17 protein-coding genes are annotated in these 18,602 nt (G+C 62.7%); 11 read left to right on the top strand and 6 right to left on the bottom strand.

From position 1 onward, the window contains the following. The first annotated feature begins 35 nt into the window (after positions 1 to 35). The 8 genes from H9634_RS13500 to H9634_RS13470 all read left to right on the top strand — a co-directional run bounded on the left by H9634_RS13500 (position 36) and on the right by H9634_RS13470 (position 9,331). A complete protein-coding gene (locus H9634_RS13500; RefSeq protein ID WP_191727328.1) occupies positions 36 to 1,088 on the top strand; it encodes an ABC transporter substrate-binding protein in 1,053 nt (350 codons plus the stop codon). Between the two features lie 63 nt (positions 1,089 to 1,151). Then, a complete protein-coding gene (locus tag H9634_RS13495; protein WP_318245125.1) occupies positions 1,152 to 2,024 on the top strand; it encodes an ABC transporter permease in 873 nt (290 codons plus the stop codon). Then, the gene (locus H9634_RS13490) at positions 2,021 to 2,806 is read left to right on the top strand and encodes an ABC transporter permease (protein WP_175294283.1); all 786 of its coding nucleotides are present in this window, start codon (positions 2,021 to 2,023) and stop codon (positions 2,804 to 2,806) included. The genes H9634_RS13495 and H9634_RS13490 overlap by 4 nt, the downstream gene beginning before the upstream one ends. After that, positions 2,803 to 3,912 (top strand): ABC transporter ATP-binding protein, encoded by a 1,110-nt coding sequence (locus H9634_RS13485; protein ID WP_191727327.1) that lies wholly within the window; start codon positions 2,803 to 2,805, stop codon positions 3,910 to 3,912. The genes H9634_RS13490 and H9634_RS13485 overlap by 4 nt, the downstream gene beginning before the upstream one ends. Beyond that, the gene (locus tag H9634_RS13480) at positions 3,909 to 5,291 is read left to right on the top strand and encodes an NAD(P)/FAD-dependent oxidoreductase (protein ID WP_191727326.1); all 1,383 of its coding nucleotides are present in this window, start codon (positions 3,909 to 3,911) and stop codon (positions 5,289 to 5,291) included. The genes H9634_RS13485 and H9634_RS13480 overlap by 4 nt, the downstream gene beginning before the upstream one ends. A 53-nt stretch (positions 5,292 to 5,344) precedes the next feature. Next, the gene (locus H9634_RS13475) at positions 5,345 to 6,319 is read left to right on the top strand and encodes a D-2-hydroxyacid dehydrogenase (protein WP_191727325.1); all 975 of its coding nucleotides are present in this window, start codon (positions 5,345 to 5,347) and stop codon (positions 6,317 to 6,319) included. A gap of 210 nt (positions 6,320 to 6,529) precedes the next feature. Further along, entirely contained in the window at positions 6,530 to 7,063 is a 534-nt protein-coding gene (locus H9634_RS14625) for a restriction endonuclease (protein WP_263598819.1), read from the top strand. Between the two features lie 72 nt (positions 7,064 to 7,135). Continuing rightward, a complete protein-coding gene (locus tag H9634_RS13470) occupies positions 7,136 to 9,331 on the top strand; it encodes a type ISP restriction/modification enzyme (RefSeq protein ID WP_318245124.1) in 2,196 nt (731 codons plus the stop codon). 49 nt (positions 9,332 to 9,380) lie between these two features. Here the strand turns inward: H9634_RS13470 and pcp are convergent, their stop codons facing one another. From pcp to H9634_RS13455, 3 genes are read right to left on the bottom strand one after another with little or no spacing between them, the layout of a single operon-like run. Next, positions 9,381 to 10,043: a pyroglutamyl-peptidase I gene (gene pcp, locus H9634_RS13465; RefSeq protein WP_191727324.1), complete on the bottom strand. Its 663-nt coding sequence runs from the start codon at positions 10,041 to 10,043 to the stop codon at positions 9,381 to 9,383. Next, on the bottom strand, positions 10,043 to 10,312 hold the full coding sequence (locus tag H9634_RS13460) for a hypothetical protein (RefSeq protein ID WP_191727323.1): 270 nt from the start codon (positions 10,310 to 10,312) through the stop codon (positions 10,043 to 10,045). The genes pcp and H9634_RS13460 overlap by 1 nt, the downstream gene beginning before the upstream one ends. After that, entirely contained in the window at positions 10,309 to 11,895 is a 1,587-nt protein-coding gene (locus H9634_RS13455; RefSeq protein WP_191727322.1) for an acyl-CoA carboxylase subunit beta, read from the bottom strand. The genes H9634_RS13460 and H9634_RS13455 overlap by 4 nt, the downstream gene beginning before the upstream one ends. A gap of 63 nt (positions 11,896 to 11,958) precedes the next feature. On the opposite strand from H9634_RS13455, the gene H9634_RS13450 reads away from it, so the two are divergent. After that, positions 11,959 to 12,807, top strand: coding sequence for a biotin--[acetyl-CoA-carboxylase] ligase (locus H9634_RS13450; protein WP_191727321.1), 849 nt, complete (start codon positions 11,959 to 11,961; stop codon positions 12,805 to 12,807). Continuing rightward, complete coding sequence (locus H9634_RS13445) at positions 12,804 to 14,039, top strand: adenylate/guanylate cyclase domain-containing protein (protein WP_191727320.1); 1,236 nt, start codon at positions 12,804 to 12,806, stop codon at positions 14,037 to 14,039. Before H9634_RS13450 ends, H9634_RS13445 begins: the two co-directional genes overlap by 4 nt. A gap of 929 nt (positions 14,040 to 14,968) precedes the next feature. Here H9634_RS13445 and H9634_RS13440 read toward each other — a convergent pair. From H9634_RS13440 to H9634_RS13430, 3 genes are all read right to left on the bottom strand, one after another. Beyond that, entirely contained in the window at positions 14,969 to 15,436 is a 468-nt protein-coding gene (locus H9634_RS13440; protein ID WP_191727319.1) for a YbjN domain-containing protein, read from the bottom strand. Position 15,437: 1 nt separating this feature from the next. Continuing rightward, complete coding sequence (locus H9634_RS13435; RefSeq protein WP_191727318.1) at positions 15,438 to 15,872, bottom strand: YbjN domain-containing protein; 435 nt, start codon at positions 15,870 to 15,872, stop codon at positions 15,438 to 15,440. 225 nt (positions 15,873 to 16,097) lie between these two features. Further along, complete coding sequence (locus H9634_RS13430) at positions 16,098 to 16,772, bottom strand: GntR family transcriptional regulator (RefSeq protein WP_191727317.1); 675 nt, start codon at positions 16,770 to 16,772, stop codon at positions 16,098 to 16,100. A 513-nt stretch (positions 16,773 to 17,285) separates the two neighbouring features. Here H9634_RS13430 and H9634_RS13425 point away from each other — a divergent pair. Then, on the top strand, positions 17,286 to 18,434 hold the full coding sequence (locus tag H9634_RS13425) for an acyl-CoA dehydrogenase family protein (RefSeq protein WP_191727316.1): 1,149 nt from the start codon (positions 17,286 to 17,288) through the stop codon (positions 18,432 to 18,434). Positions 18,435 to 18,602 lie beyond the last annotated feature (168 nt).

Raw genomic sequence — 18,602 nt, 5'->3', positions numbered from 1 at the left:
TGGCTCTGACAGTCCCGCTTGTTCTCTCTGCTTGCATGCAAGGAGGCGGAAGCGGGGGCAGTGACCTCAACGAGGATGACTTCAAGAACCCGACGAGCGGGGAGGTCGCCGAGGGCCTGCTCGAAGGCACGACGATGACTTTCGTCTCCTGGGGAGGTGAGTTCCAGAACGGCCAGGTCAAGGCATTCTCCGAACCGTTCTCCGAGATCTCCGGTGCCGAGGTGCTCTCCGACGGCCCCACAGACCCAGCGAAGGTCCAGGCCCAGGTTGAGTCCGGCAACATCGCCTGGGACGTCGTCAACGCTAGTCCGACGATGAATGAGGCATCCTGCGGCGACCAGTTCGAGAAGCTCGATATGAGTCTCATCGACGACTCAAAGATCCCGGAGGGCGCGCCGCGCGGCGAATGCTTCGTGCCTTCCCTCATCTACGTCTACGGCCTCTTCTACAACGCCGACAAGTACGGTGACAACCCGCCTCAGTCCTGGGAAGACTTCTTCGACACCGAGAAGTTCCCGGGCAAACGCGGCGTCGAGGGCCGGCCGAACCCGACCGCCGGAACTTTCGAAGCAGCGCTTTTCGCCGATGGAGTCGAATTCGACTCGATGTACCCGCTCGACACCGAGCGCTCATTGAAGAAGTGGGACACCATCAAGGATGACCTTGTCTACTGGCAGAGCGGCGCCGACCAGACCCAACAGGCGCAGTCCGGAGAAGCAGACATGATCTTCGGATGGAGCGGTCGCATCTTCGAAGCCAACGAGAACGGAGCGAACTTCAAACCGGTCTGGGACAAGGGGTTCCTTGCCTCGGACTCGTTCTCAATTGTGAAGGGCTCGCCCAACCGCCTGGCGTCCTATGCGTACATCAACTACGCACTCGGTGAGCAACAGCAGACCGAAATGGCCGAGCTCACCAGCTACTCGCCAGTCAACGTCGACTCGAAGCCGAACTTCTCCGAGGCAGCGAAGGAGTTTGATGTCTCCCGTCCCGAGGTTTCTGAGGTGACCGTTCCGCAGAATGCAGAGTACTGGGGACAGAACCGTGACGAGCTCTCAGAGATCTGGAGCGGCTGGCTGAACAACTGACCATTCCAACACCGCTCAGCTGTGTGAACCATTCGGTGCACAGCTGAGCGGCGTAGGAGAACTGTGACAACAGAGAAGGAGGTCGTCGTGAGCACGAGTGCGAACTCGAAGACCTACAGCCTGGCCTGGCCCGCGATGGCGCTCATCGCATTGGCGTTCATCCTGCCAGTTGGAATCATCATCGCGCGGAGCTTTACGGACCCGCAGCTGGGGGTGCAGAACTTCGAGTGGATGATGACCAACGAGACGGCTCAGGGGGTCATCGTGCGGACTGTGTACACCGCATTGCTGGCGACGCTCATCACCGCCGTACTCGCTTATCCGTATGCCTACCTCATGGCGACCACTACCCCGTTGGTCCGGGGCATACTCATGGTCGTCGTCCTGCTGCCCTTCTGGACGTCGATGATGGTCCGCGCGTTCGCATGGATCATCATCCTGCAGCGCAACGGCCTGCTCAACAGCGCACTCGATGCCGTCGGCCTGCCGGCAGTCAGCATCCTGGGCACGAACACTGCCGTGCTCATCGGCATGTGCCAAGTGCTCATGCCCTTCATGGTGCTGCCGATGGTCTCGGTCATGCTCGGCATCGACATGAAGTTGCCCTTGGCTGCCCAGATCATGGGTGCCCCGAAGTGGCGGGCCTTCCTCTCCGTGTACTTTCCGCTCTCGCTGCCCGGTGTCTTTGCTGGCTCGCTGATCGTCTTCATCCTTTCGCTGGGCTTCTACATCACACCCGCGCTGCTCGGCTCCCCGCGTGAGCAGCTCGTGCCCAACGCGCTCTTCACTCAGGTGATCGAACTCCTGGCATGGGGCCGCGGCGGTGCCTTGGCAGTAGCGCTGCTCCTGCTGGTCGGTGCGGTGTTCCTGCTGCTCTTCCTCATCGCACGCGTCTTCGGAGTCAGAATCGGAAAGGTCGGAGGTATGGGATTGTGAGTAAGTCACGGATCTTCCTGTGGGTCGCCAGCGTGTTCGTCGGCCTCTGGCTGGTGGCACCGACACTGGTCGTCATTCCCATGAGCTTCAACGAACAGCGGTCGTTGGCGTTCCCGCCCAAGGGATTCTCCCTGCGCTGGTACGAGAACTTCTTCGCCAGCTCCCAGTGGCTGGGCGGATTGCTCAACTCTGTGCAGATCGCGATCCTCACCGCGATCATCGCCACCGTCATCGGCACCCTGGCCGCCTACGGTCTGTCGAAGGTCTCCGGTATTCGGGAGGCCTTTGGGCGCAACTTCCTCATCCTTCCAATGCTCATCCCATCCGTCATCTTCGGTGTCGGTCTCTATGGTTTGTTCCTGCGTATCGGGCTCGTCGGCACCCTGCCCGGTTTCCTGCTGGCCCACACCGTGCTGGCCGTTCCCTACGTCGTCGTCACGGTCGGCTCAACGCTGGCCGCCTACGACGTTCAGCTGGAGCGTGCTGCCTGGATCTGCGGAGCCAGCAAGCCGCGCGCCTTCATGACCGTCACGGTGCCAGCGCTGCTGCCTGGCATCCTGTCTGGAGCGTTCTTCGCCTTCATCACCTCCTTCGACGAGGTCGTGGTGTCGACGTTCATCTCCAGTCCCTACTTGCAGACCCTGCCGGTCCGCATGTTCTCCGGGCTGCAGCGCGAGGTTGACCCCACCATTGCTGCAGCCGCCACTCTCATCATGATCACCACCACCGCTGCGGCATTGGGCTCGATCCTGTCGCAACAACTGAGGAGGAATCGCCGATGACCCACAGGACTACCGGCGCTGCCCTGGCTCTAGAGAGCATCACGAAACGCTACGGATCTGTGACTGCAGCCGGAGACATCACCATCGACGTCGAACCAGGCGAGTTCGTTTCCCTGCTCGGGCCCAGCGGTTCGGGAAAGACGACGACGCTCAACATGATCGCCGGTTTCGACGAGCCCACCTCCGGGCGTATCAGGATCAACGGTTCGGACATCACCGACATCCCGATCCACAAGCGCAATATCGGTATGGTCTTCCAGGGTTACGCGCTGTTCCCTCACATGACCGTGGAGAAGAACGTTGAATATCCTCTCAAGCAACACGGCTTCGACAAGCAGGCTCGCGAAGCAGCCGTCGCCCGTGCCCTGGAGACCGTCGATCTGACCCAGTACCGCACCCGCACACCCGCCCAGCTTTCAGGCGGACAGCGACAGCGTGTGGCACTGGCCCGCGCGATCGCCTACGACCCACCGCTGCTGCTCATGGATGAGCCGCTCAGCGCCCTGGACAAGGCCCTGCGTGAGGGCCTGCAGTCTGAAATCCGTCGCATCCACCGCGAACTGGGCACCACCGTCATCTACGTCACCCACGACCAGGATGAAGCACTCGCCCTGTCCGACCGGATCGTTGTCTTCAACCACGGCCGTATCCAGCAGATCGGCAGCCCTGCAGAGCTGTATTCCGACCCAGCGAACGACTTCGTCTCCCGGTTCCTCGGCGAATCTATCCACATCGCGGGGCAAGTGGAGCGCACCGACTCCGGCAGCGTCTTCACTTCCGGTCAGACGGCATTCCCGGTTGAGGCCGACTACACCGGCAGTGCCGAACTCATGATCCGTCCTGAAAGCGTCACCATCGTGCCCGATGCGGCAGCTGTTGGCCCCGGCCAACCCTTGGTCCCAGCACGCGTGACGGACACGGTGTTCGTCGGCCATTCAGTCAAGCACTCGGTGGAGGCCGAACACGGCGGCGGTGTCGTTCGCACCAGCAGCCATAAGGCACCCACTATCGACATCGGCGACGAGGTGTTCCTCACCTGGGATCCCGAGGACGTTCGTGTCCTCGAAACCACTGCAGCGACAGTCACAACGGAGGGAGAGCAATGAAGAACGGCAACGGGTCATTCTGGCTCGATTCGACCAGGAGCCTCGCACGTCGGCGTGAGCGGCTCGAAGGCGATGTGCACGCTGATGTCGTCATCGTCGGAGCTGGGTACACAGGGCTGTGGACGGCGTACTGGCTGAAGAGGAATGACCCGGCACTCGACGTCGTCGTCCTCGACCAGGAGTACGTCGGCTTCGGCGCTTCGGGCCGCAACGGCGGATGGATCACCGGCAAGACCGTCGGCCTGCGCAAGAACCTCATCTCGGACACTGTCAGCCGTGAGGCAGTCGCTGCAATGGAGCGCGTCTGCCACCAGGCGGTCTACGAGATCGACGACCTCATGAAGTCGGAGAACAAGGACATCGACGCTCACCGCGGCGGATGGATGCAGATCGCGCGCACCGACTCCGAACTCGAACGCCTCAAGGCACACGTCACCGCAGATCGCGCCTGGGGATTCAACGAAGACGAATTGCGCCTTATGGATGCCGAGGAGACCTATTCCCGTGTTCACGTCTCAGGCGTCACCGGCGGCATCTTCAGCCCGTACTCCGTGAAGTGCAACCCTGCCAAGCTGGCGTATGCGATCGCAGAGCTGTGCGAGGACATGGGAGTCACGATCTACGAGAACACCCATGTCGAGGACATCACCCACGGCGACTGCCGTACCAGCCGCGGGCATGCTTTCGGTAAGCTCGTCGTTCTCGCCACTGAGGGCTATACTTCGGCGATGCCGGGCATGAAGCGCGAGCTGCTGCCGATGATCTCCTCGATGGTCGTGACTGAGCCGCTGAGTGCTGAGGCGTGGCAGGAGATCGGCTGGGACGGCTACGAGTGCATGTCCGGCGCCCAGCACATGTACTTCTACTCCCAGCGCACCGCAGACGACCGGATCGCGATCGGCGGGCGCGGGATCCCGTACTTCTGGGGATCGCAGTTCGACAGGAATGGTGAACTCGACCGCAACACCATCCAGCAGCTCACCGACACCCTGCGCGGCCTGTTCCCGACCGTGCCGATGGAGTTCGCCCACGCGTGGCGGGGCATTCTCGGTGTGCCGCGCGATTGGTCGCCGTTCGTCGACGTCAACCGCAGCACCCGGCTTGTGCGCGTCGGCGGTTACGCAGGCCAGGGCGTCACCGCTGCGTATGTGGCCGGCCGCACCGTGGCCGATATCGCGACGGAGAAGTCCAGTGGCCTGACGACCTCCTCGTGGGTGCGCAAGGTTCCGCGCAACTGGGAGCCGGAGCCGCTGCGCTGGATCGGCTCACGCGCAGTGCAGACGCTGTACCAGTTCGCTGACAACATCGAACACCGCCGCGGCGGCACGGAGACGTCGTTCTTCGGCAAGGCAGCCAACATCGTCGCCGGAAGGAACTGAGCGCAGCCGGTGCCGGGCACCCTGCCCGGCACCGGCTGGAGGGATGAAGTGAAATGGTGAAGCTCTGTGTCATCGACCGTACCGACGGTGCTGATGATCCGCGCATCGGGCAGCTGGAGAGTCGCTGCCGGTTGCAGCGCATCCTGCCGGATCAGCTGCCGGAGATCTTGCCCGATACCGAGGTGGCGTTCGTTCGCGCCGGCTATTGGAAGGAGATCGATAGGCTGCTCGATCTGGCACCGGGGCTGCGCTGGGTGCACGTCACCATGGCCGGTGTCGAGCATCTGATGACGGAGAAGCTCGCCGCTTCCGAAGTGGTGCTCACCAATTCGCAGGGCGTGCTCGATGCTGCGATCGCCGACTTCACCGTTGCCGCAGTGCTCATGTGGTCCAAGGGCCTCGTCCGCTCGGCTTACGACACGCGGCAGCGTAGGGCCGACTACCGCGAACCGCTCGGCAACGAAGAGCTCACCGCGCTCATTATTGGAGCTGGTGGCATCGGCACCGCCTGTGCCCGCGCGCTTAAGCACATCGGTGTGCCCATGGTCGCCGGCGTCCGGCGCTCCTCCCGGCCGTTGGATCCGGTGTTCGGCGAAGCCCTGCAGTTCGCTGACCTGCCCGAGGTGATCGGCGGGTACTCGGTCGTCGTCGCGGCTCTGCCGGCCACCGCGGAGACCACTGGCATGCTCAACGCCGCTCTCCTCGACGCGCTCGCGCCGAAGTCTGTGTTCGTCAACGTCGGCCGCGGCGTGACTGCTGACAATGTCGCACTGGCGCGGGCGATGCACGCCCGGCCTGAGGCAGCTGCCATCCTCGACGTCACGGATCCCGAGCCGCTGCCTGCCGACCATCCGCTGTGGGATTGTCCGAATGTCGTCATCTCTCCGCACATGTCCGGCGACACCACCGACCGGCATGCGAAGTTCACAGATCTCTTCCTGGAGAACTTGTGCAGTTACGAAGCCGGCCAGGGCCTCCTCAACCGCATCGATCTAGCCTCCGGCTACGGTGCCGATCCACGACACTAAGCAAATGCGCTGACGCTGGTCTCACACCGATGCCGAATCTTCAGCCATAATCGGATGCATGACTGCGATGGCGTTTGATGAGGTCTTTGATCGACTGTACTTCTCCACAGAGGATAAAACCGAGCGGGGTCGAAGTTCGAACGCCTTTTGGAGTCCTACCTCCAGACCGAACCCAAATATGCGGATCAGTTCTCGAAGGTGTGGCGGTGGATGGACTGGCCTGGCCGCAACGGACTGGTGGACACCGGCGTAGACCTTGTCGCAGAAGACCGCTACACTGGCGAACTGGTGGCCATTCAGGCGAAGTTCTTCGACCCTGAGCGCTCGCTGCAGAAGGCCAACATCGACTCCTTCTTCACCGAGCTCGGCAGGGATGCTTTCTCGCGCGGAATGATCATCACTTCCACGGACAAGTGGTCGAAGCATGCCGAGGACGCGCTGCGTGATCAGTCTAAAGAAGTCCAGCGTGTACGGCTGAAAGACTTCGCTGAATCCACCATCGACTGGTCGATCTTCGACTTCAACCAACCAGAAGTTCTTGTCGCCAAGCCGGCCAAGCAGCTGCGGAAGTATCAGCGCGAAGCGATCGACGATGTTATCTCCGGCTTCCAAACCCATGATCGCGGAAAGCTCATCATGGCCTGTGGGACTGGCAAGACCTTCACCGCATTATCCCTGGTGGAGGAATTCGTCAAGCCCGGCGGCACTGTGCTGTTCCTTGTCCCGTCGATCGCGTTGCTGTAGCAGACCCTCAATGAATGGGCGGCACAGGCCGGGGTTCCTCTGCGACCGCTGGCGGTGTGTTCGGATACCTCGGTGGGACGAAAGCAGAACGAAGACGTCTCCTCGCATGACCTGGGCTTCCCCGTCACCACCGACCCGGAGGTCCTCGTACAGAGGTTCGAGCTCGGCCACAGCGATGATGCGATCACCGTTGTGTTCTCCACCTATCAGTCCATCGACGTCATTCACGCCGCCCAACAGGGTATCTCCCAGCAGGAAGCAGCCGGGCAGCACTCCGCCGCGCCAGCCCACACTAGCCGCCTGCCGGAGTTCGACCTGGTCATCTGCGATGAGGCTCACCGCACTACGGGCATCTCTCAACCCGGAGCAGATGATTCCGCGTTTGTCCGCGTCCACGACAACGCTTTCATTCAGGCAGCCAAGCGCCTCTATATGACGGCCACTCCCAGGATCTACGTCGAAGACTCCCGGGCGAAGGCCGCGCAGGACGGCGTGAAGATGTACTCCATGGATGACGAGTCCCAGTACGGCCCGGAGTTCCACCACCTGGGTTTCGGCCGAGTTGTCGAGCTGGGCCACCTTTCTGATTACAAGGTGCTCATCCTGGCCGTCGATGAAGGATCAGTTGCCTCATCCTTCCAGCAGCTGCTTTCCGAAGACGGCGACCTCAACTTGGACGATGTCGCCAGGATCGTGGGCTGCTGGAACGGGCTCTCCAAGCGCGGCGTCAATGGCACGCGCCTGTCCATCACGGACGACGCTCCCATGAATCGTGCGGTGGCCTTTGCTCGCAACATCAAGGAGTCCAAAGCCATTGCAGACCAGTTTGAAAAAGTCGGCCAAGAACTCCTGGTCAGCCGCAGCGATGCCCAGTCCGCCCTGGAGATGCAGGCACAGCATGTTGACGGCACCTTCAACGTCCTTGAGCGCTCCCGCTGCCTGGATTGGCTGCAGATCTTGGACTCCGGCAGCCTCTCCACCATTGAGTGGCAGCGCATCACGCCGAACGACTACGGCGACGGGATCAACCAGCGAGACCCTCACTATGAGCAATATCCGCTTATAGGTGACAAACGGACTAATACAAAGGAAACTATTTTTGATGTTTATGGCCGTGGGATCGAAGCGGGGCGTGATGCGTGGGTATACAGCAGCCTTAAGGCCGAGGTTTCGACAAACATTGCGCGAATGATTGATTTCTACAACAGCGAGGTTGATCGCTGGGTCAGTGCAGGGTCTCCACTTCCCGCTGAAGACTTTATTGATTTTGATCCTCAAAAAATTAGCTGGACGCTGAGTCTTCGAAATGCCTTGAGGCAGAGAAAGAAGCTGTCGTTCTCGGAGGAAAAAATTCGAGTCGGACTCTACCGGCCGTTTAATCGACAGTATGGGTATTTTGATAGGCTTATTAATCATGCTCCAGGTATTACGCCAGGGTTATTCTCGGGTTCAGAGTCGGATAACTTTGGGTTCTATCTGACCTCTCCTTCGACGCATTACCCGTCATTCTCGGTTATCGCGACTGATTTGATTCCAGATCTCCACTTGCACGATACGGGACAGCTCTTTGCACGATATGCCTACCGGGACCTCGGCGACGACGGCCTGTTCACAGGCAGGCAGAAGGTCGACAACATCACCGACTGGGCGCTGAGCCAGTATCAGGCTGCCTACGGTGCTGATGTCAGCAAGGACGATATCTTCTTCTATGTGTACGGGCTGCTGCACTCGGAGGAGTACCGCACTCGCTATGCTGCTGACTTGCGCAAAGCCCTGCCCAGGATCCCGCAGGTGCCAGGTAAGGAGCGGTTCGATGCATTTGTGAAGGCGGGCCGGCAGCTCAGCCGGATCCACATCGGCTACGAGGACGTGCAGCCGTACCCGCTGACTGCGGAGCTGGCGACGGTGCTGCCGGAGGACGAGTACGAACTCTATGCGGTGACGAAGATGCGCTACGGCGGCAAGGCCGGCGCGTGGGATAAGACGACCATCCGGTACAATCCGTACATCACGATCACCGGGATTCCGGAGGAAGCGCAGCGGTACATGCTCGGGTCAAGGTCGGGCCTGGACTGGATTCTGGAGCGCTACAAGATCTCGGCTCACAAAGCGTCGGGGATCGTCAACGACCCCAACGATTGGTCACGCGAGCACGGGCAGCCCCGATACATCATCGACCTCATCGGAAAGATCACCGCCGTGAGTCTTGAGACCATGGAGATCGTCGACAACCTGCCCGATTTGGGTGATTCCACAGGAACAGAATGATCGTTCCTCTATCCGGCGTCACGACTCCCCGGATGCGGTGGATTCCGTTCTATAACGTCGTCCCCATCGCAGTCGGGGGAACGCCTTCTCGGGGCGACAGGCTCGTCTGCACGCTTAAGACGATCGCAGCACTGATGACGGTCTGTAGGATCGACGGCGCGGGGTTTGCCTGAGCGCCCGGTTCTTGAGCCGACGGCACATGGATGAACCCAGTCCGTGTGTTCATGCCCGCTGACTGTGCGTGTTCAGCAGCCGCGTATGCCACCGCATTGCACACGTACGTCCCAGCCGAGTTCGACAGGCTCGCCGGGATTCCCTCATCCTTGAGCGCCTGCACGATCGCCTTGTTCGGCAGCGTAAGGAAATGCGCGGCTGGCCCTCCCCCGACGACAGGCTCGTCGATCGGCTGGGCGCCGGCGTTATCTGGGATCGGGGCGTCCATGACGTTGATGGCCACACGCTCGGGAGTGATCTCCGTCCGTCCTGCCGCCAGCCCCAGGCTGATGACGGTGTGCGGCTGGTGGTCGTCCATGAGCTCACGGACCCGCTTCGTCGCAGCTTCGAACTCCACTGGCAGCACTTCGGTGACGACACCGGGGCATTCGCGAGCGACCGCCTCGGCGGCGGCGATCGTAGGGTTCGCGTCATGCTCGCCGAACGGTTCGAAAGCCGTTACGAGCACACCCTCATAGGCCAACTGCTCGCCTGCCATCAGCGGCGCCGCCAGCTGGCCGGCATCGGCCGGCGCACCTTCCGCCTGGGGTCGGCGAACCCACCGGCCCTCCTCACCGGCTCCTCGGCAGCGGCACCGGCCAGCTGGCGCACCGCAACCAACGCGGCCGCCACGGCGGCACGGGCCAAGCGCCGCTCCTCATCAGGGGAGAGGAGAGCGCCAGCGGGTCGCTTGTCGACGGTGACCTCGATGCCGTCGAGATCCCCGTCGGTGGGAGTGATCGGCTGATCTGCGTGCTCGCCAGTCACAGCGGGATGTTTCCGTGCTTGCGGGCCGGTGGATCGACGTGCTTGTTCTTCAGCGCGCGCAGCCCGCGGACGATCCGCTCGCGGGTCTCACTCGGCTTGATGACCGCGTCGATGTAACCCTCTTCGGCGGCCTTGTACGGATTCAGCAGCGCGTCCTCGTAGTCCTGGATGAGCTCATCGCGCAGCGCGTCGACGTCCTCACCGGCCTCGCCAGCGGCCTTGAGCTTGCGGCGGTAGACGATGTTGGCAGCCCCCTGTGCACCCATGACCGCAATCTGCGCGCTCGGCCACGCGAGGTTGAGGTCAGCACCCAGCTGCTTGGAGCCCATGACGCAGTACGCGCCGCCGTAGGCCTTGCGGGTGATGACGGTGATGAGCGGCACGGTCGCCTCACCGTAGGCGTAGATGAGCTTCGCACCGCGGCGGATGATGCCGCCGAGCTCCTGGTCGGTGCCGGGCAGGAACCCGGGCACGTCGACGAATGTGAGGATCGGGATGTTGAAGGCATCGCACAGCCGCACGAACCGGGCGGCCTTCTCTGAGGCGTCGATGTCGAGCGTGCCGGCCAGCTGCATCGGCTGGTTGGCGATGACACCGACCGTGGTTCCTTCGACGCGGCCGAACCCGGTGCACACATTCGGAGCGAACAGCTCGGAGATCTCCAGGAACTCACCCTCATCGAGCACCCTGGTGACGACATCGAGGATGTCATAGGGCTGCGAGGGCGAATCCGGCATCAGCTCATCAAGGGCCAGATCCTCATCATCAACGGTCAGATCGGCCGGGGCGTCGAAGTCCTGGGCGTCATCGAGGTTGTTCTGCGGCAGGAAGGAGAGCAGATCGCACACGAAGTTCAGCGCATCGGTCTCATCGGCTGCCAGGTAGTGGGCGTTGCCGGACACCGAGTTGTGGGTCCGCCCACCGCCGAGCTCCTCATGGCCGACGTCCTCACCGGTGACGGTCTTGATGACGTCGGGGCCGGTGATGTACATGTGGCTGGTCCCATCGACCATGATCGTGACATCGGTCAGCGCAGGGGAGTAGACCGCACCACCGGCAGACGGGCCCATGATGAGCGAGATCTGCGGGATGACACCAGACGATGCGACGTTCCACTTGAAGATCTCAGCGAACAGTGCAATCGAGCCCACACCTTCCTGAATGCGGGCACCACCGGAGTCGTTGATGCCGATGATCGGGCAGCCGAGCTTGAGTGCGAGCTTCTGCACCTTGACGATCTTGCGACCATTCGCCTCTGCCAGTGACCCGCCGAGCACCGTGAAGTCGTGGGCGAACACCGCCACCGTTCGTCCGTCGATCGTGCCGAGACCGCAGACCACGCCATCGCCGTCGGGCCGGTTGGTCTCCATCCCGAACTGCGTGTTGTGGTGGCGGACGAACTCGTCGATCTCCTGGAACGACCCGTCATCGAGCAGCTGGTCGATGCGCTCGCGGGCAGTCTGCTTGCCTCGCTTGTGCTGATTGGCAACGGCACGCTCGTTTCCGGCATGCGCGGCCTGACGACGGGATTCGAACGCGGCGATGCGTTCGGCGGTGGTACGCGGCACAGTGCTTTCGGTCATGGCACTAATGTACCGCCCGCCTCCTGCGTTGTGCGAAGCCGCCAAAAGCCATACAGTGATCTGGTGCACACCGTTCCTTCCCGCCCTTCTTTTGATATCCCTGCCCTGCGATCCGCGCTCGCCCGCGCCGAGGTCACCGTCCCGCGCATCGAGTGGCCAGCCGCCTGCCCATCGACCAATGATGCGCTCGTCGAGGCGATCGCCACCGCTCCCGAGGCGTGGGCTGACTATGCCGTCTACGGCACCGATCATCAGACCGCCGGCCACGGCCGGCTCGGTCGCACCTGGACCGTCCCGGCTGCTGCCAGCCTGACGTTCTCGACCGTCATGCGGGTGCCGGTGGGGTTCGATTTGGCCGGCCTGGGCTGGCTGCCGCTCATCGCGGGCTGGGCCGTCGCCGAGGCGGTGGGAACCGCCGGTGTCGATGCGCAGGTGAAATGGCCCAATGACGTACTCGTTGACGGGAAGAAGATCTGCGGGATCCTCACCCGCGCCACCCAGCTGCCTGCGGCCGATGCGGCCGAGATGGCCGTGATCCTCGGCATCGGCATCAACGTCGACATGACCGCAGACGAACTCCCGGTCGAGACTGCCACCTCGCTGACGCTGGCCGGCGGGTCGATCTCCCGGGAGGTGCTGCTGGCCGAGGTGCTGCGCCGTGTGCACCAGGCGACCCCGTTCCTGCTGGGCTCCTCAACCGCCGAGGCGTTCTCCCAGTCCGTGGCCGCTGACGAGATCCGCAACCGCATGGCCACCCTCGGCATGGATGTCCGCGCCGAGTTGCCCGGCGGCACCCAGGTGCGCGGGCGCGCCGTCGGCGTCGATGCTGGCGGCAACCTCATCATCGACACCGGTCACGGCCGCGAGGTGGTCAGCGCCGGCGACGTCACCCACCTGAGGCCGGCCCGATGACCGAAACGCCCAACGCCGACGAGAACCTCGCCTCTGAGGAACTCGGCGACGAGGCGCTCGACGCTGTCGCCGCAGCTGCCCAGGAGGCCTTCGCCGCCCGACTGGCGGGATCCCGGCCCATACCCGAGACCGTCGACGAATCGATCGTCGACGAGCGGGAGAAGGCCGAGATCGAGGACACGATCTACCACCTGCGCTCAGCAGCCCAGAAGCTTGAGGAGAGTCTGCTCGGCGGCAAGCGCGTGCTCACCCGCAAGGAGGTCGCCCAACTCGCCGGCGTCTCCACAGTCGCTGCCCGTAAGTTCTGGCGTGCCCTCGGTATGGCACGTGTGCCCGAAGGTCAGACCGCCTTCACCGTCGAGGACGCCAAGGCGCTGCGCGAGATCGCCTCGGTCGTCGACACCGGCGTGCTCGATGAGGCCACGGTGCTTTCGCTTGCCCGCGCCATCGGCCAGACGAGCGACCGGCTTGTCGTATGGCAGATGGAGACGCTCGTCGAGTACCTGTCCGATACCCGCGGGCTGGAGGAGACCGAGGCTCGGCAGCAGGCGATCGAGCTGTTCGAGAGCAGCATCAAGCCGCTCGAACGGGTCCTCGTCTACGCATGGCGGCGCAATCTCGCCGGCGCACTCGGGCGCATGAACGTCAATGTCGCCGAAGGCCTGGCGATCGAGAACCGGCAGGGCTGGTATGACTCCCAGATGCCGCTGGCCCGCTCGGTCGGCTTCGTCGACCTCGTCTCCTACACCCGCCTGTCCCAGCGGCTGGAGCCCAAGCAGCTGGCGTTCCTCGTCAAGCGCTTCCAGGACATCGTCTTCAATGTCGTCGCCACCGGCAACGGGCGGGTCATCAAAACCGTCGGCGATGAGGTGTTCTTCGTCGCCGAGACCCCGCAGGCCGGTGCCGAGATCGCGCTGACGATCCGCGACCTCATCATCAGCGACCAGGAGCTGCCACAGGCCCGGCTGGGGCTTGCCTGGGGGCGGGTGCTGTCCCGGCTGGGCGACGTGTTCGGTTCGACGGTGAACCTTGCTGCCAGGCTGACGGCAATCGGTGAGCCGGGCACGGTGGCCACCGACTGGGAGACGGCGCGGATTCTGGAGCGGTCAGGGGAGTACGTGTTCTCCAACCGGCAGACGATCACCCTGCAGGGCCTTGGTGAGATCTCGATGTTCCAGATGGACCGGGGCACGGCTGAGAGCCTCGATCTGTCGATGGACGGCGACGAGTAGCCGAGCAGCGCAGCTTGGCTGAGTGCGGTTAGGCGTGGGCGTATGAGCGCGGTCAGCCGTAGGTGAAAGAGCGTGGTCAGTCGTACGTGTAGAGAGTTCCGCCGGCGATGAACTGGGAGTCGTCCTCCGGCAGATAGGCGACGGTGACCTGGGATCCGATCTCCATGCTGGGGAACCACATCGGCAGGAGCCACGCACTCTTCGTGCGGGTGACGGGACGCCCGTCGGTGCAGATGAACTGGACCGTGACGAGCAGTTCGGAGTGGCCGTGGCGGATCCGGCCGGTGAGCCTGCGGTTCGTACCGTCCCTGTTGTTCGGACGCCGCGGGCGATGATCTCCGCGGTGCGGGCGTCAGTCAGTCCCAGCTCCGTGCGGACCCGGTCGTACACCTCGTGCGCGTCGAGCAGCTGTGCCTCTGTGTGGAACCGCACTCGCGAGCGGTCGGCCGGGTCTACGGTGACCGGAACGAGGTTTCCGGGGCTGATTGTCATGAGTTCGTGCTCGCAGAAGGTCTGTCTGCTGATCGTGTCGAAGTCCTGACCGTCGGGAGTGTAGACGCGCATGTGCACGCGGTACTGCTGTGAGTCATCGATGCGCATTCCCGTAGGTTCGAGCCGGTTGATCGCGGCGATGGCGAAGGCGTCGTCCGGTTTGTGCTCCAGCAGCGACGGTGCGAGCGTGCGCACGAGTCTCCAGACAAGGACGATGAGTCCGATGACGGCCGTGAGCACTGTGCCTATCATTACAGCGACAGGCGAGTGGGTCAGCCAGTCGAAGCCCCAGACGGCGTCGACGTCGGCTGCGAGAAGGGAATCGGGGGCGAGCATGTGTGGTTCTTTTCAGCAGCGGGCAGGATCAGCTCTGCAGCTCACAGAGCCGTCACGGCCGGTCGGTTCCACCGATCGGCCGCAACGGGTACGCCGATCTGTCAGCCCGGGGTGACGGGGATCTGGAAGTGGCTGCAGAAGCTCACCACGCCGTCGAGGACGCAGTTGACACCGGCGAGGATGTACTCGTCGAGCTGGTCGTCGTGCAGGCCTTCTTCGACGGGGAAGTAGGCGTTGTAGTGCAGGTCGTAGCACCCGGTGTCCGTGTCGAGTGTGACGACGCCGGTGCCGAATCGTGTCGAGGACATGAAGCTGTTGAGCCAGCCGAGCACCTCGGGCCCGCGCTCCTGCGTCAGCGGTGTGTCGAATCGCTTGCCTGAGACCCACAGCCATCCGCCGTCGAGCATGATCGTGATCTGCACATCGTCGACCGGCACGAACAGCGTCGCCGGGTGCCCGTCTTCGCTCTCGAAGAGCTGATGGTTGATGTCTTTGCTCTGCAGGCTCTGAGCGATCCGTTCGAGCGTGACCTCCGCAGGTGCTTCCGGCTTCTTCTTGAACCGGGCCATGTCAGTTCTCCTCGTTCGTGTCGGAAGGCTCGAGGTGGGGGAATTCGTCACAGAGTGCGGCAGCGGCCATCGACATCGCCTGCAAGCCCATCTCGACGGCGCCGGTGAGCTGCTCGTCGGTCATGCCGGCGCCTGCAGGCATAGAGCAGCTGAAGTACACGTGAGCCGTGCCCTCGTTCTCGTCCTCACCCTCTTCGACAGTGAGCCGCGGCTGGTATGCCCGTTCGTTGAACTCGTGAGCGAAGGCAAGCGCCTTCTCGACGTCCTCGTCTGCCTGCAGATCCCACAGCCACCTGCCGGTCAGCATGAGCACCGGCGGCTGGGGTGACATGACGACGAGTGCGATGCCGTCGAGGATGGTCGCGATGTGCTCTTCGTCGAGCTCGTAACCGACGTCCAGGTCGTCGAACTCTTCTGCGATTCGGTCAAGGGTCACTGCTGGTGCGGGCATCTGCGGCAGGGGCCTTTCGAGGAGGATCGGATGGGGACTGGAGATATGGGGATGACGTGTCTGCCGACGCGGAAAGGCTCACAAGAGCGGGGATGAAGCGCGCTGGCGAGACACCGTTTGCGCTGTGATGCGGGTTACGCCTACGAGCAGGAATCTATACCCCGGCTGGTGTCGTGATCAAATTCCGTGAGCGAGCGTCGTGAGCAGGCGTCAGTCCGAGTCGAAGTCAAAGGGATCGGAGACCGTTTCCCCGGTGGTCGACTCCGCCAAGCGGAGGAACCCATTCGTGATGTGCTCGCTAAGATGGTGCGCTGCGGCGTCGGGGTCGACTTCCCGAACGGCGTCAACGATGGCCTGGTGCTCCAACCGGACCTGGCAAACCCGCTCTGAGCTGTCGAGTGTGAGGTCCCACGGGAAGGCTCGCCAGCGTGTGGCGATGTCATCGCGTAACGCGGGCAAGCCGCAGCGGTCGTAGAAGAAGAAGTGGAATTGCTCATTGAGAGTGTTGCGAGCGAAGGAATCGCCGTCTGCACTGGCGCGGTCAAGATCCTCTAGCAGATGCTCGGCCTGCCGCAGTTCATGCCGGGAGATCCGCGTGGTCGCGCGTGCGATGGCGAAAGTCTCGGTTAGCCGTCGAGTGACATAGAGGGCTTTGAGCCGATCGACGTCGACACCTGCGACGCGCACACCGCGATGAGCCTCCGAGGTGATGAGTCCTTCGGCTTCGAGAATGCGCAGTGCCTCACGGACTGGGGTGATCGAAGCGCTGAACCACTCGGCGACTTGATCCTGCCGCAGCCGCTGACCGCGATCGAGTTCGCGGGAGAGGATCTTCCGACGCAGTCCGAGGACGATGACGTCCCGTTTCGTCGATGCTGAGTCCACGTCACCTCATCGCTTTCCGTCCATCCGTGGTCCGCACGCGCCTCCTTGGTACGTGCGCTGGCGAGTCCAGTCTACAGACGCGATGGTCTCACGGATGCCATATAATGCATCATTTTCGGAAATATGTATGATGTGATCGTCAGAGACCTATCCCACACTGTGAAGGGGCAATGGCCGCAACAGTTCAGGCGCCCGCATTGGCACACGCTGTCGCTCGGCATGACATCTGGCAGGTTCCCGATCTGCCGCTGACAGCCGTGATGGTCATGAGCCGCAAGCAGTCCGTTGCCGCGCTGTTTGACCTGTGTCAGCTCACTGGCCGTAGTGCTCACGCCATCACGATTGAGCGCTGCAGTGCCGGGGCCGTGCCAGCGGCTGCTACTTGGCAGCTGGCTTCATCCGCGCCGGCGCCGGATAGGACTGACCGAGCTCCGGCCAGGCAGGACATGCCCAGAGAGAAATCCAGTGCACGCCGTCAAACAGACACCAGTATGAAAGCAGGGGACTGATGCCATGACAGTCAGCAGTGAAGAACAGATGATGATCGACCTGGTCGCGCAATTCGTCGACGAACAGGTCAAGCCCTCGGTCAATCGACTCGAGCATGCCAACGAGTACCCGCACAGCTGGATTCAGACGATGAAGGACATGGGCATCTACGGGCTCGCCATCGACGAACCGTGGGGTGACGGCAAGGTCTCTGCCGAGGCGTATGCACTCATCACGCAGGAGCTCGCTCGCGGGTGGATGTCTCTTGCGGGTGCGATGGGCGGACACACCGTCGTCGCGAAGCTCATCCAGGAATTCGGCACCAGCGAGCAGAAGGATCATTACCTGCCCCGGATGGCCACCGGTGAGCTGCGTGCAACCATGGCGCTGACCGAACCCGGCGGCGGATCCGACCTCCAGGCGATGCGCACCACCGCGATCAAGGATGGGGGCGACTACGTCATCAACGGATCGAAGACGTGGATCACCAACGCCCGCAAATCCGACCTCATCGCGCTGTTGTGCAAGACCGATCCGACTGCCGAACCTCGCCATGCGGGCATCTCGATCATTCTCGTGGAGAAGGGCGAGGGTTTCACCATCTCCCAGGATCTCTCGAAGCTCGGGTACAAGGGCGTCGAGACATGCGAACTGTCCTTCGAGAACTTCCGTCAGCGACAGTCTCAACTGCTCGGCGAGGTCGAAGGCGTCGGCTTCAAGCAGATGATGAAGGGACTCGAAATCGGCCGCATCCAGGTCGCATCCCGGTCTCTCGGGGTAGCGCAGGCGGCGCTCGACGACGCCGTGAAGTATGCCCAGGAGCGTGAATCGATGGGCAAGCCGATCTGGAAGCACCAGGCCGTCGGCAATCGGCTTGCCATGATGGCCACGAAGCTCGAGGCCGCACGTCAGCTGGTTCTTCATGCCGCTCGCGTCTACGATTCCGGAGCGCGGGTGGACATGGAAGCTGGAATGGCGAAGCTCTACGCCTCGGAGATGGCAGCCGAAGTGGCTCTCGACGCCATCCGCGTCCACGGCGGTTACGGATACTCAACCGAATACGACGTCGAACGCTACTACCGGGATGCTCCACTGATGATCGTCGGCGAAGGCACCAACGAGATCCAATTGAACGTGATCGCCAAGCAGCTCATCAGCCGCAACAAGGTGTGAGGCTCGCTGCCGGGCGCGATGCTCGGCTGCCGACGGTCTTCGAAAGCTACTATGACATTCAGGTGCGCGTCACCTCCGACGAATTGCTAGGTGTACTTCCTCGGGAGGTTGTGATCGGGATTTGAGGTGAAAGAAGACCTCCGATATCGAAGTGGGTAACCACACTCA

The organism is Brevibacterium gallinarum, assembly GCF_014836885.1.
GTDB classification, from domain to species: Bacteria; Actinomycetota; Actinomycetes; order Actinomycetales; family Brevibacteriaceae; genus Brevibacterium; species Brevibacterium gallinarum.
The sequence above is the reverse complement of the archived record's forward strand: the minus strand, read 5'-3'. Positions and strand labels throughout refer to the sequence as shown.

Bases quoted from the DNA above. Each gene is read 5' to 3' on its own strand.
- H9634_RS13445 (WP_191727320.1), top strand. From the start codon at position 12,804: ATGACCGAAACGCCCAACGCCGACGAGAACCTCGCCTCTGAGGAACTC.
- H9634_RS14625 (WP_263598819.1), top strand. From the start codon at position 6,530: ATGGACTGGCCTGGCCGCAACGGACTGGTGGACACCGGCGTAGACCTT.
- H9634_RS13475 (WP_191727325.1), top strand. From the start codon at position 5,345: ATGGTGAAGCTCTGTGTCATCGACCGTACCGACGGTGCTGATGATCCG.
- H9634_RS13440 (WP_191727319.1), bottom strand. From the start codon at position 15,436: ATGGCCCGGTTCAAGAAGAAGCCGGAAGCACCTGCGGAGGTCACGCTC.
- H9634_RS13455 (WP_191727322.1), bottom strand. From the start codon at position 11,895: ATGACCGAAAGCACTGTGCCGCGTACCACCGCCGAACGCATCGCCGCG.
- H9634_RS13480 (WP_191727326.1), top strand. From the start codon at position 3,909: ATGAAGAACGGCAACGGGTCATTCTGGCTCGATTCGACCAGGAGCCTC.
- H9634_RS13485 (WP_191727327.1), top strand. From the start codon at position 2,803: ATGACCCACAGGACTACCGGCGCTGCCCTGGCTCTAGAGAGCATCACG.
- H9634_RS13500 (WP_191727328.1), top strand. From the start codon at position 36: ATGCAAGGAGGCGGAAGCGGGGGCAGTGACCTCAACGAGGATGACTTC.
- H9634_RS13425 (WP_191727316.1), top strand. From the start codon at position 17,286: ATGACAGTCAGCAGTGAAGAACAGATGATGATCGACCTGGTCGCGCAA.
- pcp (WP_191727324.1), bottom strand. From the start codon at position 10,043: ATGGCAGGCGAGCAGTTGGCCTATGAGGGTGTGCTCGTAACGGCTTTC.